18 protein-coding genes are annotated in these 16,827 nt (G+C 26.4%); 5 read left to right on the top strand and 13 right to left on the bottom strand.

The genetic code is table 11. The annotated features are described in order from the left end of the window. Window positions 1–96: 96 nt before the first annotated feature. The gene (locus tag BN7997_RS05025) at window positions 97–2,097 is read right to left on the bottom strand and encodes an SH3 domain-containing protein (protein ID WP_071119771.1); all 2,001 of its coding nucleotides are present in this window, start codon (window positions 2,095–2,097) and stop codon (window positions 97–99) included. Between the two features lie 803 nt (window positions 2,098–2,900). Between BN7997_RS05025 and BN7997_RS05020 the strand changes: the two genes are divergently transcribed. After that, window positions 2,901–3,521: a GNAT family N-acetyltransferase gene (locus BN7997_RS05020; protein WP_071119770.1), complete on the top strand. Its 621-nt coding sequence runs from the start codon at window positions 2,901–2,903 to the stop codon at window positions 3,519–3,521. Window positions 3,522–3,550: 29 nt separating this feature from the next. On the opposite strand, the gene BN7997_RS05015 is transcribed toward BN7997_RS05020, so the two are convergent. Together BN7997_RS05015 and BN7997_RS05010 are read right to left on the bottom strand one after the other, a co-directional pair. Continuing rightward, on the bottom strand, window positions 3,551–4,834 hold the full coding sequence (locus BN7997_RS05015; protein ID WP_071119769.1) for an FAD-dependent oxidoreductase: 1,284 nt from the start codon (window positions 4,832–4,834) through the stop codon (window positions 3,551–3,553). A gap of 22 nt (window positions 4,835–4,856) precedes the next feature. Then, the gene (locus tag BN7997_RS05010) at window positions 4,857–5,801 is read right to left on the bottom strand and encodes a 2Fe-2S iron-sulfur cluster-binding protein (RefSeq protein WP_071119768.1); all 945 of its coding nucleotides are present in this window, start codon (window positions 5,799–5,801) and stop codon (window positions 4,857–4,859) included. Between the two features lie 293 nt (window positions 5,802–6,094). Here BN7997_RS05010 and BN7997_RS16425 point away from each other — a divergent pair, with 293 nt between their 5' ends. Further along, window positions 6,095–6,760, top strand: coding sequence for a TMEM164 family acyltransferase (locus BN7997_RS16425; protein ID WP_071119767.1), 666 nt, complete (start codon window positions 6,095–6,097; stop codon window positions 6,758–6,760). 155 nt (window positions 6,761–6,915) lie between these two features. On the opposite strand, the gene BN7997_RS05000 is transcribed toward BN7997_RS16425, so the two are convergent. The 3 genes from BN7997_RS05000 to BN7997_RS04990 form a co-directional block, all read right to left on the bottom strand. Continuing rightward, window positions 6,916–7,356 carry a MarR family winged helix-turn-helix transcriptional regulator gene (locus BN7997_RS05000; protein WP_071119766.1) on the bottom strand — a complete coding sequence of 147 codons (441 nt, stop codon included), beginning with the start codon at window positions 7,354–7,356 and terminating at the stop codon, window positions 6,916–6,918. A gap of 141 nt (window positions 7,357–7,497) precedes the next feature. After that, entirely contained in the window at window positions 7,498–7,896 is a 399-nt protein-coding gene (gene ytfJ / locus BN7997_RS04995; protein WP_071119765.1) for a GerW family sporulation protein, read from the bottom strand. Next, window positions 7,850–8,461: a hypothetical protein gene (locus tag BN7997_RS04990; protein WP_195906797.1), complete on the bottom strand. Its 612-nt coding sequence runs from the start codon at window positions 8,459–8,461 to the stop codon at window positions 7,850–7,852. Before BN7997_RS04990 ends, ytfJ begins: the two co-directional genes overlap by 47 nt. Before the next feature lie 297 nt (window positions 8,462–8,758). Between BN7997_RS04990 and BN7997_RS04985 the strand changes: the two genes are divergently transcribed. Continuing rightward, window positions 8,759–10,084 carry an IS3 family transposase gene (locus tag BN7997_RS04985; RefSeq protein ID WP_071119763.1) on the top strand — a complete coding sequence of 442 codons (1,326 nt, stop codon included), beginning with the start codon at window positions 8,759–8,761 and terminating at the stop codon, window positions 10,082–10,084. Window positions 10,085–10,140: 56 nt separating this feature from the next. Here BN7997_RS04985 and scpB read toward each other — a convergent pair whose 3' ends face one another. From scpB to BN7997_RS04970, 3 genes are read right to left on the bottom strand one after another with little or no spacing between them, the layout of a single operon-like run. Further along, window positions 10,141–10,674 carry an SMC-Scp complex subunit ScpB gene (gene scpB / locus BN7997_RS04980; protein WP_071119762.1) on the bottom strand — a complete coding sequence of 178 codons (534 nt, stop codon included), beginning with the start codon at window positions 10,672–10,674 and terminating at the stop codon, window positions 10,141–10,143. A gap of 2 nt (window positions 10,675–10,676) precedes the next feature. After that, window positions 10,677–11,402 carry a segregation and condensation protein A gene (locus BN7997_RS04975; RefSeq protein WP_071119761.1) on the bottom strand — a complete coding sequence of 242 codons (726 nt, stop codon included), beginning with the start codon at window positions 11,400–11,402 and terminating at the stop codon, window positions 10,677–10,679. 17 nt (window positions 11,403–11,419) lie between these two features. Next, window positions 11,420–12,010, bottom strand: a complete 591-nt coding sequence (locus BN7997_RS04970) for a site-2 protease family protein (RefSeq protein WP_071119760.1) — start codon at window positions 12,008–12,010, stop codon at window positions 11,420–11,422. 169 nt (window positions 12,011–12,179) lie between these two features. On the opposite strand from BN7997_RS04970, the gene BN7997_RS04965 reads away from it, so the two are divergent. Continuing rightward, window positions 12,180–13,643, top strand: a complete 1,464-nt coding sequence (locus BN7997_RS04965; protein ID WP_071119372.1) for an IS1182 family transposase — start codon at window positions 12,180–12,182, stop codon at window positions 13,641–13,643. Window positions 13,644–13,663: 20 nt separating this feature from the next. On the opposite strand, the gene BN7997_RS04960 is transcribed toward BN7997_RS04965, so the two are convergent. From BN7997_RS04960 to BN7997_RS04950, 3 genes are all read right to left on the bottom strand, one after another. Beyond that, a complete protein-coding gene (locus BN7997_RS04960) occupies window positions 13,664–14,245 on the bottom strand; it encodes a GNAT family N-acetyltransferase (RefSeq protein ID WP_071119759.1) in 582 nt (193 codons plus the stop codon). 137 nt (window positions 14,246–14,382) lie between these two features. Further along, window positions 14,383–15,534 carry a D-alanyl-D-alanine carboxypeptidase family protein gene (locus BN7997_RS04955; protein WP_071119758.1) on the bottom strand — a complete coding sequence of 384 codons (1,152 nt, stop codon included), beginning with the start codon at window positions 15,532–15,534 and terminating at the stop codon, window positions 14,383–14,385. A 53-nt stretch (window positions 15,535–15,587) separates the two neighbouring features. Continuing rightward, the gene (locus tag BN7997_RS04950) at window positions 15,588–15,770 is read right to left on the bottom strand and encodes a CD1290 family small acid-soluble spore protein (RefSeq protein ID WP_071119757.1); all 183 of its coding nucleotides are present in this window, start codon (window positions 15,768–15,770) and stop codon (window positions 15,588–15,590) included. 234 nt (window positions 15,771–16,004) lie between these two features. On the opposite strand from BN7997_RS04950, the gene BN7997_RS04945 reads away from it, so the two are divergent. Next, complete coding sequence (locus tag BN7997_RS04945; protein ID WP_071119756.1) at window positions 16,005–16,493, top strand: flavin reductase family protein; 489 nt, start codon at window positions 16,005–16,007, stop codon at window positions 16,491–16,493. A gap of 44 nt (window positions 16,494–16,537) precedes the next feature. On the opposite strand, the gene BN7997_RS04940 is transcribed toward BN7997_RS04945, so the two are convergent. Beyond that, window positions 16,538–16,825, bottom strand: a complete 288-nt coding sequence (locus BN7997_RS04940) for a DUF503 domain-containing protein (protein ID WP_071119755.1) — start codon at window positions 16,823–16,825, stop codon at window positions 16,538–16,540. Window positions 16,826–16,827: the final 2 nt, after the last annotated feature.

Here is a 16,827-nt window from a genome sequence, read left to right as displayed (position 1 = left end):
TAAAGTTATTAATCTTTATTAACTAGCTCCTTTTGTGTAAATTTATTTAAAATTATTATAATATATGCAATGTAAATTATTTAAAATAAATAACAATTACTTATAATCAGGTACTTCGAATTCTAAATTACTTGCAGTATCATACATACTTATTATGTTGTTCATTATCCCTGATATTCCATTTGACCAGTTTACATCTGTTGCATATTGATGCCAAATGTAATCATAGTTAAACTTCATTTTATATATAGTATTTTGGTTGTACTTTGAACTTTTTATATAGTTAGCACTTATCCATTTAGCTGACCCCTCTATAGTTTTTTCAATACTAGTCCATCCATTAGAATATGATGCTTCTGCACCTGAAACATTTGCACTCTTATCTATTGCACCGATTCCAAAGAAATTATATACAGTAACTGGTTTATCTAGAGGTTTACCCTTATAGCTCGTTATGGTTTGTCCTTGAGCAAGTACTGATTTTCCATATCCTGTTTCCCACATAGCATGAGAAACTAAGTATACTAAATCTATATCATATTTTTGAGCTGCATTTATAAATGCTTTACCTTGATTATAAAATACTGTATTTTTACCATTTACTTTTGGTAATGAATTTAAATACGAGTTTAATTCACTCTCCGTTATTCCACCTTTATATGTATCAAGTCTTAAAAATTGCATCATACCTTTATCACTATTTGTAAAGTTTTTTGGATTTAGGTAGTATTCTAAATCAGCTTTACTAGGAGTTACAAAGGCTCTACTCTGTGGCATAGAAGTAGTCAATTCTTCACTCATTCTTGATATACTTGATGATATAACATTACCACCCTCTAATGCTTTTTTATACTGAGCATCTACATGGTTTTGAAGTGTATAATTTAGCGCTTTGTAGTATATAGTTGCTCCACTTACATTTTCCGTACTCTCTCCACCTACTACAGGTGGTACTTGCTCATTACTACTTATTTTGTCTAAATACCTTGTTGCAACATATGCAGTTGTATTTTTGTAATTTATTTTTGACCATCCATCACTTTCTGATATTACTTCTACGCTCGTTCCTTTATCTATCTTTCCTATTGACTCATAACTTGTTGATGGTCCTTTTCTTACATTTAATCCATCTGTATTTACTACTTTTATTTCCTTGTATTGTTGTGTTGTATCTTCTGTATTTGTACTCTTTTTATCTAGATACCTTGTTGCCACATACGCTGTTGTGTTTTTATAATTTATTTTTGACCATCCATCACTTTCTGATATTACTTCTACACTCGTTCCTTTATCTATTTTTCCTATTGATTCATAACTTGTTGATGGTCCTTTTCTTACATTTAATCCATCTGTATTTACTACTTTTATTTCCTTGTATTGTTGTGTTGTATCTTCTGGTTTTGTATCTGGTGTGCTTGTTGATACTGCCTTTAGATATCCACTCGATACATATGCAGTTTTATTATTATAGTTAATTTTTGACCATCCAGCACTTTCTGATATTACTTCTACTCTAGTCCCTTTGTTTAACTTTCCTATGGTTGCATAACTTGTTGATGGACCCGTTCTTACATTTAATCCATCTGTATTTACTTCCTTTATTGTATAATTTGTAGTAGCTTTATCTATATATTGACTTGCAACATAACCTAATCTTGAATCATGCTTTACTTTTGACCATCCGTTACTTTCTGATATTACCTCTACTTTTTCGCCTTTATTTAAAACCTTTATTATACTATAACTTGTCCCTGCACCATTTCTAAAGTTTAGTCCATCCGTGTTTACTATAGCTATATTTGATTGTGTATTATTATTAGTACTATTATTTGTATTGCTATTTGATGCTGATATATATGAAGATGACACCCATCCTTGCTTACCTGATGAAGTCTCTATTTTATACCATCCATTAGATGATTGTAATATATTAACTTTATCATTTTTCTTTACAGTTGTTACTACTGTATAACTTGTACTAGGTCCACTTCTTACATTTAAAGAAGATGCTGTCACTGTACCTATATTCGATGCATATGCATTATTAGCTGTCATAGGTATCATTGCCAATGTTGCTAATGCTATTTTACCTTTCATACCCATATCTCCTTTCCAAATTATTACATATATTTTTTATTATATGATATACCTTTTAATTAGTAAAGTTACTTATCTCAAAGTTTTATTTAATAATATACGTCATTTATTCTAATTTCTTTAGTTGCTAAATTAATTTATATCCAATAATTAAAATAAATAGTTATACAAAAAATTGTAAATCTAGGAATGAATCTATGTAGAGTTGTTTTAGGTTCAAAAATTGAAAGATATGGTATAAAAAATTCAATACGTCATATTTAAATACTGATGAAAAACTATTTATATTAAAACGATGTTAATTTCTATTTTGAGATAGTTGTTGTTACAATAAAAAGCTAGGAAACAATCCTAGCTTTTTCACTATCTTTTTGTAGCTACTCATTAAATAGCTTATTTTTCATTTTTTACTACAGGTAGTAGTTTTAGTAAGATATATATACATATATAATTAGTGTAGTTTGGTTCTCAACTTTCTTTCTAGCTGTATTTTACAGTTTAGTTGCCTATTTGCGATACTACAAAAAGATAGATAATGAGTATATACTCTTTTATTTATAAATAAATTTATTTATAATATATACTATTCTCATTTATAATATTTGTTACAATATATTATTCAAATCTTATCTTTTACTACTTTCAATATTCCTGCTCTATCATTTCTATATACTTTAACCTTCTCTACTATATACACTAATGCATAATTTTTATGTAATTATTTAGTGTATTTAGTTTAATTAACCTTTTTATAAATATTTCATATATATAAAATAGAAAATATAAATGAAGAGTTTAAAGATATGGACTATTTATTTGGATATAAGATTTCAGATTCAAAATATCCTCAGATGAAAATCATCGAAACTCCCAAGTTTATACTTAGACCTGCTACACTTAAGGGTGCCCCTGATTTTTTTGAGTACTTTAGCCAAGAAAAAGTACTTAGATATTTATCGTTTAGCACTCACAAAAACATTCTTCAGACTAAAATTTTTATAAAATCTTTTTTTATTAATAATTATAAAAAAGGAAATATAGGTAACTATGCTATCTACTATAAGCACGATAATAAAGTTATAGGAAATATAGGTTTAAACAACATTGACCCTAATTCAAAAAGTTCCGAAATAGGTATTTGTATTAATCCTAAGTACTGGGGTCATAATTTCGCTACTGAATTAACTGTGATTACGCTTATAACTGGTTTTGAGCTTTTAAATTTAGATAAGCTTATTGCTTTAACTTATACAAAAAATAAGTATACACCTAAATCGCTTGAAAATTTAGGATTTAAATATATTAATACTTTTAAGATTAAACCTTCTGGAGATACATGTCATAGGTTTGAATTAACAAAAGATGAATATTTAAAATTAAAAGAATATTATTTACCTGATTTAATAGAAAGCTTTTATATATAAAAGGTGCAGCAAGAGCTACACCTTTTATACTACCCTATTACTTTTTTATCATATAATCCTTCTAGACTAGCATTTCTAACTCTTTCTAATGCAACATTACTATCCGTACTATAAAAACCTAATTCCTTCATTCTATCAAAGTAAATACTTCCTGCAAAAGTAAATCTTAATTTTTCACCATCTGGTTTACTAATTTCATTATTAGAATATGCAATAAAATCACCTATTAATAGATTCGTTGGTAGTTGAATTAAATATCTATCTGCACAATATCTAGCAGCATTATGCCCTGCCAAGCTACCTGTACATATTGCCTCTGTATGGCCTACATAAAATCCTGCTTTTTCTCCACCGACAAATAAATTAGCCATTCCCTTGGCTCTCATATAATTATCTCTTTTTGCAACAGACATATATCTAATAGAGTTTCCCTTACCTCCAGAGTAAGGATCTACTATAAGCGCATTTTCAAATCCTGGTACCATTCGTAAAACTTCTAAATTATAAAAAGGTTCCATAAGTTTCGCATGACCTGTATCAATTAACACTATATTATGTGCAAAAGCTGGTAACGCATATTGTTGACATACCTTTATATCTAATATGCCCTCATTTACAAGTTCTTTAGGCAATGGAACTACTGCACATCCTTTTTCATCTAAATCTTTTTGTATTTCTTCACTTAAAGACTCTTTTAAAAGTTTCATAGAACCACTAAATGCACCATAATCTCCGTTTTTTCTCTTACCTACCATATCCTCTAATCCACATTTGCTAGTTATACTTACTCTACCTCCAAAAGATGGACATCTTAGTACACACATTGCACATCCATTACCATAAGCTGTGCAGTTTCCCATAGGTCCTGTTGAACCTGTAGTTTCAACAAATGCATCTCCGTATATAACTTCGCCATCTTCTAGTATAACTGCAACTAATTTATCATCATTAAGTTTAACATCTACAACTCTACTAAAAAATCTAATATCTATACCCATCTCTCTAACTTTATCTCTTACAGGTTTCTCTATCTTAGTTACATTATAAATAGTTGCATGGCTATGTCCTGGAAAATCTATATTACTATGAGTTGCATATTTATCAGTTATCTCAAATAACTCCCTTGCTCCAAGTGCTATTGCCTCTTCTGTAGCACTATATCTACCATTATTTCTCATTATTCCACCAACGTTGCCAAGCCCTAGAAGCAAGTCTGTTTTTTCTAATATTAAAACATCTGCACCTGCTTTTTTAGCAGCTATTGCAGCTGCACATCCTGCCCATCCGCCTCCAATAACAACTACTTTTGCCATAATACTTCCCCCTAAAACTTAATTAAATACTTTTTAAATATTCTCTACTATTAACTTGTGTTTTACATGTTTTAACCTTAACTCCATTCAAGTCTATGCTACAAGCACCACATATTCCCTCTCCACAACAAATTAAATTATTGTTAGAAACCGCTAGCTTTATATTTTCATCTACATAATCAACTATATCCATAACTGATTTATTAAAATGATTACTTCCTCCACTATATACTAATTTTATATAGTTAGATTTGATATAGTCACTTATAAATTCCTTATCCTGTGCTATATCAATATGATATATATTAGCTCCTAAATCATATATTTTTTGAACAACATTATCTAAAATTACTCCATTATGATTTATAAATACATCTACTTTATTGCCATTTTCTATTAATCTTCGTATTACATTTATTGAATTTACTTGTGATAAGCCATTTAAGATAATTAAACAATTTGATTTTGATGTGCTTTTTATATCTTTTATACCAAATAATCCATTAAAATAGGGTCCCTTAATATAAACTTGATTAAAATTTATTATACCTTTTGTTTTTATTCCTATAGGTCTTACAATTACTTCTAATATATTTTTATCTAAGTCAACATCCATTACAGAAATAGGAGCACTAAATATATCACTTTCTTTATCTTTTCTTTTAATTAAAACATATGCTCCTGGACTTCGTAAATCTTTTGATAATTCTTTTGGTATTTTTATTCTAATCAAATAAGTATTGTCTTCAACAACCTTCATAGATTCTATGTCACACAAATATTCACTTCTCTGTACTACTGGAGAATTTTTATTGTGCTTAACCTCGTTGTAAATACACACACCTTGCCACATACAATCACATGTTTTATTTTTATTTAACATATTACATCTTATACAATCATTAGAATATGCAAGATGACATGGACAATATTTACTTCCAGAATCTGCACATGATAAAGTTTTCATTTTTCTCACTTCCTTAAAACGAGATTTTCAATTGTCTTAATATCTATACTATATAAGTTATTATTTATACCATTTTTTTGTTACAAAAGTATTTTTTAATACTTCTATTTTATAAACTTCAAAAATATAATTTATTAATAACAGGTTGTTTTAATGTAATGTTTATTATTTAAATTAAAACTGTCTTATTGTCCTATTTAATATATCTTATATAAAAGTATTAAGTATTACTTCAAGATAAGAATTTAATTAGTTAAAATAGTTAAATTAAATTTTATATAAAGGAGATTTATATGGAAAATACCTTTCTTTTTTCAAATGATCATTTAATTATGTTATTAATTTTTTCCGTATTTTTGTACTTATGCCCTAAACTAACAAAGCATCTATTGCCATACAGCTATATAGTTGAAAAAGTAATTTGTATTTTAATTATATTAGAAATTACTTTCGAGCAGTTTTCTTATATCTCAATGGGGAGTTATGATGTATACACTTGTTTACCTATTAGAATATATAGATTTGCATCTTATATTTGTATAGCTATATTATTTTTTAAAAATTATCAATTATTTAATATATTTTTCTCTTGGAGTTTAGTATGCTCTATAGGAGGTATGATCTTCTTCCCAAACATAGGATATAGATATCCAAATATATTATATTACTTATTCTTCTTTTCAAATTGTATATTAGTCTATACTACAGTTTATCTAACTGAGGTTAGAAAGTTTAGTATAAATAAATATGCATTAAGGGATAATTTCAATTTCTGCATACTTTATTTCTCTTTCATTTATTTTTTAAATACTTTTACAAATGCAAATTACCCTTACAGCTTTTCAAGCTATAGTTTACTAAGTGCAATTTTATTTACTTTAATTACAACTATAATCTATATACCAATCTTATTTTTTAATAGAGAACTTACCTTTAATTTTAGAAGTAAGAAAAAATAATTTTATTTATAATAAAAAAGCTCGCTATTTATAGCGAGCAAATAACTTTTTATTTTCAAATTTAATGTAAGAAGAAAATAAAAATCTTAGGCTAATTAAATTATAGCATAACTTAGTCAATACTTAAATTCTTTATTTTCTATATTTTCCTATAATTATATCATTTTACCTATGATTTCTCCTATATCATTCATACATATAAGTAATTTATGTTTATCTTCCATACTTAATTTATCTATTTTTTCATCAATAACATCAACAAATTTCATTACTTGTTCATCAAATACTTCTAATCCCTCTTTTGTAATTCCATAGAATGTATTTCTCCTATCTCTTTTATCTTCTTCTCTATATACATACTTCTTTTCTACAAGCTTATTAAGTAATATACAAAGACTTGAAGTTGAAACATGTAATTGAGTACTTAATTTTTTAAGTTCCATTTTATTATGTCTTTTTAATTCTGATAATGCAAAAAACTGCTTCTCTGTAAGACTTTTATCTATTTTATATCTATCTTTATTTACTATTTTTATCAAATTATAAAAACTATCTATGTTATTTAATATTGAAATAGATATTTCTTTATTGTTCATAATGTCACCTCAATAATGCAGATAATATTTTTATACTACTTTGTTAATTTTTATTATACTATATGCACATATTATTTACTATTAAAATCATTTCATTTTAAAAACAATAAAAACTGATACCCAAAAGTATCAGTTTTTAATTTAACTTTGTTTATTATTTTGAGATAGTTTTTGAAGTTTTTCAATTACTTTAGGAGTAATAGTTAATATATTATCTATCATATTTATATTATTATCTAAGCTCATAAGTCTAGTTTCTCCATCTTCTACAACCACAAAAGCTACTGGTTGTATACTAACAGCACCTGCACTACCACCAGCAAAATTAGTGTCATTTTTATCTGTATTCACTTCTTCCTTATATCCCTTAGAATATTCTCCTCCACCAATTCCAAAACCTATAGTAACCTTTGATATAGGAACTACTACTGTAGTATCAGTTTTTATAGGATCTCCTATTATAGTATTTGCGTCTATAGAACCTTTTATCGTTTCAAGCGTTGTTTCCATGATGTTTTGTATTGATCCTGTTGCTCTCATATTTTTTATACTCCTTTTTTATTTTTTTGCTATTTTTATTTGCTATGAGTATAGCCTTTAATATATCTATTATATTTTTTATACTAGGCTTTACGTGTATTTTAAAATCTATATATAGTTTATTTTCTATAAAGTTAGGTTTTATATTCATATAAAATTTATTAGGATCTATTATATTTATTAAGTTTCCATAAATTAAGTTAACAAATAAATATATAAAATTAGTAATAGATATATTAGTATTTCCTATATGAACATCAGAATAAAATTCTTCTATATCTATTTTTTTCAATTGCCTACAAATCGCAAAAACGTCTCTTGCAAGTATTTTTCTTGACTTTAATTTTTTTATAAGTTTTCTTTTTCTTTTAGATTTTTTTAACTCCTTTTTCTTAGATTCAACTTTCCTTAGATAAATAGGTATATTTATATTTATAATATTAAACATATATCTTAAATTTAAATCTATTTTTATATCTTGATTGACTACTTTTGATGTAAGTATTATATGAAATGGCATCTTTATAAATATAGTCAATATTGATACTATAACTAGTATTATCATAAAAAAATTAAATATATCACTATAATTCATAACACTATTATTTTCTAAACAAGGCATATATATACCAATTATTTGTAATAAAGTTAAACTTAAACTAAATTTCCTAGTAATCAAAATAGTTAATATATACTTTATACATTGATTTAACAAAATATTTTTATATTAATAAAAATGTATCCATTATAAAAAAAGTGTGCTAAACTTTAAAATGGATCCTATATAGTGGACACTAGAAAAAGAGTGTCTATCTATATAGGATTTTTTTGTATAAAATATTAAACAAGGAGTGATTATAATATGAGTAAAAAGACATTTACAGATCTAGAAATGCTAGATTTATCTAAAAATAAATATGTAAAAAATGTAACCTCGAAAGGTATAACTTATACTAATGAATTTAAGTTACAGTTTATTGCTGAATATGAGAACGGAAAAACTTCAAGAAAAATTTTTGAAGATGCGGGATTTGATGTTGATGTAATTGGAATTAAACGCATAGAGTCTGCTAGTTTAAGATGGAGAGCAGCATATAAAGATAAAGGGGTTTTAGGTTTAGAAGATACTAGAACATTAAATTCAGGAAGAACACTTAATAGAGATTTAACTGTTGAAGAAATTCTTGCTAAGAAAGATGCTGAAATAGCGTATCTTAAAGCGGAGCTTGAATTAATAAAAAAGCTCGAGCTGCAAGAAAGGCAGGTGATAAGTAAAAAAATACCGTCATCTATAATATTTAATTTAATACAAAATTTGATTAAAAATTTCAATCTTAAGAATATGACGAGACATTTATGCAAAATTGCTAATGTCTCTGCTTCTGGTTACTATAAATTTCTAAGTAATTTTAGAGCTCGAAGAATAAAGGAGCATAAAGATCTTAAATCTAAAGAAATTATTTTAAAAGCATTTAACTATCGTGGATACAAGAAAGGTTCTAGGTCTATAAAAATGATATTAGAAAATAAATTTCATATCATAATGAATAGGAAGAAAATCCAAAGAATTATGCGAAAATATAACATTACTTGTCCTATACGTAAAGCTAATCCATATAAACGTATCGCTAAAGCTACAAAGGAACACAGAGTAGTTCCTAATAGGCTAAATAGAGAATTTAAACAAAATACACCTGGTAAGGTAATGTTAACTGATATTACATATATGCCGTACGGCAATAATAAAATAGCATACTTATCTACGATAAAAGATTCTTCAACAAATGAAATATTAGCATATAATCTTTCTAATAGCTTAGCTATAGATATTGTAACTGAAACTATAAATAAATTAGTTAAATTAAAATCATTTAAACTACATAAAGATGCATTTATTCACTCTGACCAAGGTTCTCATTACACAAGCCCAATTTTTCAAAAATTACTTAAGAAAAATAAATTAGGTCAATCTATGTCTCGTAGAGGCAATTGTTGGGATAATGCCCCACAAGAATCGTTCTTTGGACATATGAAAGATGAAATTGATTACAAAAGTTGTAGAACAATAGAAGAACTTAAAATATTGATAGATGATTATATGGATTATTATAATAATGACCGCTGTCAGTGGAATTTAAAAAAGCTGACTCCTGTACAATACAGAAATCAGCTTTTAGCAACTTCTTAATAACCCTTTTTTTCTAGTGTCCTTGACAAAGGGTCCATTTTACTTAGCACACCTTTTTATTCATTATCATTTTCATAATTTTCTATAGGAGGTAAATCCTCTAACTTTTCTATATTTAATAGCTTTAAAAATTCATCAGTTGTTTTATATATTATAGGCTTACCTATTTTTTCAAGTCTTCCAGCTTCTTTTATAAGATTGTTTTCTAAAAGTGTTTGTATTGCCTTATCACTTTTAACACCTCTTATATCTTCTATTTCAACTTTTGTTATTGGCTGTTTATATGCTATTATAGTTAAAGTTTCTAAAGTTGTTTGAGTTAAACTTTTCTTTTTCTTAGGCTCAAGAACTTTTTTTATGAAACTTGAATAATCTTTATTCGTACACATTTGGTATTTATCTTGTAACTTTATTATTTGTATACCTCTGTTATTTTCCTTATATTCATTTATAAGATTATTTAGCATATACTCTATTTCTTTACTTGCTAATTCCTCATTTATTATATCATTTAATTCTTTTATACTAATCGGTTCTGCATATGCAAACATAACAGCCTCTATAATATGCTTTATATCTTCACGTCTCATATCTAACTCTCCAGATTTTTCTTTATTAATATATCATCAAAGAATAAATCTTGGTAAACTACTATTTCTCTTGATTTTATAAGTTCTAATACTGATAAAAATGTTGCAATTACTTCATCTTTATCAACATTTTCTATAACTTTTATAAAGCTTACCTCATTATCTCTACTTATGATTTCTCTTATATATGCTATTTTTTCTTCAACAGGTACTATTCTTCCTCTTACTATTTTTTCTAATTTTTCATCTTTCTGAGGTTTATTATCTTCACTTTTAACTTTTAATATGTATGGAAGTATATTTTTTATAGCATCTATAGATATATCATCTAAATCCATAGTGTCATCTATTATTATTTCTTCTTTTTTTCTATAATATAAATCGTCTACATAAGTTATATTATCTTTTAAGTCTTGTGAAGCTAGCTTAAACTTTTTATATTCTTCTAGCTTTTCCATAAGCTCTAAGCGTGGGTCTTCTACCTCATTATTGTCTTTTTGTTTATATAATAAATATCTAGATTTTATTTCTAATAGTTTTGAGGCCATAGTTATAAACTCACTAGCTACTTCTAAATCCATTTTCTCTAATGCAGTTATATAATTTATATATTGTTTAGTTATATCTATAATAGATATATCTTTGATATCTATTTTTTGTTTAGATATCATGTCATATAGTAAATCTAGTGGTCCTTCATAAACCTTAAGCTGTACATTATATTTCATCTAAATTACCTCTTAAATTATGCGAATAAGTATACTATTTTCCAAATTATATTACTTATTGGAGATACAAATATACTATATGCTCCTGTAAGTATAAAGATTAAGAATATCATACTACTCATACTTTCATATTTATATGCTATTTCATTATACTTATATGGTATAAATGAAGATATTACACCCCATCCATCAAGTGGTGGAATTGGTAATAAATTAAATGCAGCAAATCCTACATTGTAGACTATAACATATTGCGCTATTAAATTTATTGCAAACATATTTACATATTTATTTATAAGTACGCATATTATAGCTGTTATTATATTCGCAGTAACACCTGCTAATGATACTATTACATTTCCTACTTTATAGTTTTTAAAATTATTTGGATTTACAGGTACAGGTTTTGCCCATCCTATATGAACAATAAGCATTGCAATTAAACCCATAATATCTAAATGTTTTGCTGGATTTAAAGTCATTCTTCCATACATTTTAGCTGTATCATCACCTAATAAATGCGCCGAGTATGCATGACCAAACTCATGGACAGATATAGCTACTGCTATCGCAACCATACTTGCTAATATAGTACTTAAATTATACATTAATTATCTCTCCTAAACTTATATTTTAATATTATTATATCAATTTTCTAATTTATAATCAAAACTTTTGTAAATATAGAAAGTAATAGGATAACCTATTACTTTCTCAGAGCGTAGACAAAGTCTACGCTCTTTTATTTTTGTCAATACTCTTTATGAGGTGATAAATATGTTAACTATAAGAAAAGAAAATTTTAGAGATGATGAAATAAATGTTATATTAGATGGATTGGTTCCTGAAAACCATTTAGTAAGAAAAATAGAAAATGCAATAGATTTTAGTTTTATTTATGATAAAGTAAAAGATTTATACTCTCCGTTAGGAGCTCCAAGTATAGATCCTGTTGTTTTAATAAAAATAGTTTTAATTCAATATTTATTTGGCATACCTTCAATGAGGCAAACAATTAGAGAAATAGAAGTAAATGTAGCGTATAGATGGTTTTTAGGTTACTCATTAACTGAAAAAATTCCTCATTTCTCAACTTTTAATAAAAACTATGAAAGACGATTTAAAAATACAGATTTATTTGAATCAATATTTAAAGAAATTTTAGCGAGAGCTACAAAATGTGGATTTGTAGATTCTTCTAATATCTATATAGATTCAACACATATAAAAGCTAGTGCTAATAAGAAAAAATATACTAAAGTAGAGGTAGATATTCAAGCTAAGCATTATCAAGAAAAACTAGAAAAAGAGATAAATGAAGATAGATTAAAACATGGAAAAAGTCCATTATGTGAAGTGAAAAATGAAGAGGTAAAAAAAAAGGAAAAAATAGAGAGTAATACAGATAAGGATAGTGGCATGTTCTTCAAAAATGAAAAAGAAAAATGCTTCGCATATCTAGCGCATACAGCTTGTGATAACAATAATTTCATATTAGATTTTCATATTACATCTGGTAACATACATGATAGCGTAGCTTTTTCCGATTTATATCAAAAGATAAAAAATAATAGTAAACAACATACAACAGCGATAGCTATAGATGCTGGATATATAACTCCTTATATTTGTAAAACTATTTTAGATGATGGTATAATTCCTGCTATTCCATATAAAAGACCTATGACTAAAAAAGGATTTTTTAAGAAATATGAATATGTATATGATGAGTATTATGACTGTTATATTTGTCCTAATAATAAAATTTTAAAATATTCAACTACCAATAGAGATGGGTATAGAGAGTATAAATCTAATCCAAGTGATTGCAAATCTTGTGAACACTTAAATATTTGCACTAATAGTAAAAATAAACAAAAGTTAGTTACAAGGCATATATGGCAAAATTATTTAGAAGAAGCTGATCATCTTAGACATAAGCCATATGTAAAAAAAGTTTACAGTAAACGTAAAGAAACAATTGAACGAGTTTTTGCAGATGCAAAAGAGAAACATGGTATGAGATATACAAAATTAAGAGGCTTGTCGAAAATTGAGATGGAGGTGAGTCTTATTTTCTCATGCATGAATCTAAAAAAATTAGCTAATTGGATGTGGAAAGATACATCCAATAATCTAAGGCTCACGCCTATTTTTAGTATATTATCACTAAAAATCTTTATAAAAAAGAAAATAGCCATTTTATATAAGTTAAAAATGGCTATTTTGTCTACAATCTGAGAAAGTAATAGGATAACCTATTACTTTCTATTTATTTTAATATATTCAGATTTTAAAATCCTATATGAGTCACACTTAACATAAGTTATCTTCATTCCCTTTACTATTTTTTTATTATATGTTTTATAATATTTAAGATTTAAGTGTTTTAATGACTTTCTAGTTCTTTTGTTATTTTCATAAGTATTAGCTACTATTCTTTTTATATTTGTACTAGTAAATGCAAATTTAATTACTTCTTTTCCAAGCTTTGTAGCTATATCATGTCCCCAATAAATAGGGTTTATACATATACCTATTTCCCCTTCAGTATCACTTTTATATACGTTATTTAAACCTATATTCCCAATCACTTTATTATTAGACTTATCTACAACTGCAAAATGACCTATTTTTCCTTGGTTGTAATTGTCTATAAAAAATGATTTTATAAATCTTCTTGTATCTGATACCGTCTTATGAGAACTCATAGGTAAATATTCTACTACTTTTGATTGTTTGTAGTACTCAAACATGTCCTCTGCATCATTTAATCTAGCTGGTCTAAGCAAATAATTTTTAGTCTCTATTATTGGCATTTGAGGATAAGTATCATCAACCATAGTATTCTCCCCTCACATACTGATTAATAAATTATATGATTAATCTATACTTATTGTTAACATAAAAATGTATAAATTATGATTAATTATTTATTTTGTAAATTATTATCAAAAAAAGAAGCTAAAAAAGCTTCTTTTTATAACATTTCATCTATAACTCGTTGTAACATTTTTAAATAACTTGCCTTTTGTATATCTTTTGTATTTACTAAATCAACTTTACCTACTAAAGTTTTTCCTTGATAAATTTCTACATATCCTAAATTTGTACCTTTTTTAATAGGTATTGTTGGATTTTCATTTACTTTTATCTTTCTAGTAAAATCTTTATTTCCACCTTTTTTAATAAGTACGCTTAAGTCTTCTTTTGCTACTAAATTTATCTTTTGCTCATCTGCCTTATCTAATGTAAGTGTAGCTATATTGTCATTTTTAGAGCATAATTTTACACTTTCATAATTTGCAAATCCAAAGTTTAAAAGACTAGTTGCATCTTTAAATCTTTCAGGTGATGTCTCTGCGCCTAAAGTTACTGCAACTAAATGAGTGTCTCCTCTTTTAGCTGAAGCTGATAAACAGTATTTAGCTTGTTGAGTAAATCCTGTTTTAACTCCTGTAGCTCCTTGATAATGCTTTATTAATTTATTTGTATTAGCAAGTCCTACTGTAATTTGCTTCTTACCAACTACAACTTGATCCATCCAAGTTGTTAAGTATTTACTTATAACATCATGTTTTAATAGCTCTCTAGACATTATAGCTATATCATGAGCTGATGTATAATGATTATCTACAGGAAGTCCATTAGTATTTACAAAATTAGTATCCTTCATGTTTAACTCTTTAGCTTTAGCGTTCATCATATCTACGAAACTCTCTACACTTCCACCTATATACTCTGCCATAGCAACACAACCATCATTAGCAGATGCTACTGCTATACCCTTTAATAAAGTATCTACTTTTTGAACTTCTCCTGCTTCTAGAAATATTTGACTTCCTCCCATACTTGCTGCATTCTCACTTATTTGTACACTATCATCTAATGTTATTTTTCCAGAATCTAGTGCCTCACATATAAGTAACATTGTCATTACTTTAGTTACACTTGCAGGAGGTAATTTGTCATGGGCATTTTTTTCGTAAAGTATTTGTCCACTTCCTACATCCATTAATATAGCTGATTTAGAAGATACACTAAGTGGAGCATTACCTTCATTTGCAAAAGATAAATTCATAGGCATGATTGCAATTAGTATAGCCATTATAAAACTAGCTAGTTTTTTCATTAATGTCACCTCTTAATATTTATTTAAATTTATTTTCTCACTATTTATTGTTTTTATTCTAAATGACCAGTCTTAGAAAAACTAGTTCTTTCTTTACTTCTTTTTACTCTTAATTTAGAATTTTCTTTATTATAACCAAGTTCTATTAAATCGAAGACATCTTCAGGATACATTTCATATTCTGCAGCAATTTCCATTTTAACTTGTTTTAAAGCTTTTTTTGCGTTGCTATCCATTTTAATCCTCCTCTATTTTCATATTATAAATATATATTTTACCAACATCGTATAATTATAATTGTTATTTTCTGTATATTTATTTCTTAAATTAATATTTAAATCTATAATATATTAATTAAATATAATTCCTTTTTAATATAACTTAATATTTTATATCCATTACTAAGAATAATCTAGTCAATATATAATATAATTGTTAGTATATTTAATATTATAATTAAGAGGTGTTGTATGAATTTTTATGAGAATTTAGAAGATGCTATGAAAAATTTAACTACTAGAGGTGCATTTTTAACTGTTAAGAACAATCAAGGGGTAAATACTATGACGATATCATGGGGATATATTGGCTTTAGTTGGAATAAACCTTACTTTGTAGCTATGATCAGACCTCAAAGATACACATATGAATTTCTAAAGACTGCTAAAGATTATACTATAAGTATTCCTTATAGTGATGGTATGAAAAAAGCTCTTACTATATGTGGCACTAAATCTGGTAAAGATATTGATAAGGCAAAGGAAGCTAATATAAAGTTTTTAAATTCTAAAACTGTATCATCACCTATAGTAGATAATTGTAATATGTACTATGAATGTAAAATTACTTATGTTGATAGAATAAAAAAAGATAAATTTCCAGATGAATTAAAGAAAAACTACCCAATAGATGACTATCACTTCTTATATTATGGCGAGATAGTAGACTGTTATAACTAAAAAACTGAGTTAAGCTTAAAATTTTAAGCTTAACTCAGTTTTTATTAATATATATTCACTTCTTGTTCTATATTTATAATTTCTGCATCTGTAATTTCTTCGATATAGTTAATTATATTCTCAATTGTAGAATCACAAACCTTAGCATCTAAAGCTATACCTGCAATACCTATAGTTATCAAGTTATGTATATCTTGATTTTCTATTTCACCTACAGATATATTGAACTTATTTTGAAGTTTAGCAATTATACTTTTAACTACCATCCTCTTTTCCTTAAGAGAATGTGCCCAATCATCTTTAAGGCTGACTTTCATTACTATAACTCTCATAA

The sequence above is a fragment of the Romboutsia timonensis genome, assembly GCF_900106845.1.
In the GTDB taxonomy this organism is placed as follows: domain Bacteria; phylum Bacillota; class Clostridia; order Peptostreptococcales; family Peptostreptococcaceae; genus Romboutsia; species Romboutsia timonensis.
This window is presented reverse-complemented; position numbering and strand designations above follow the sequence as displayed.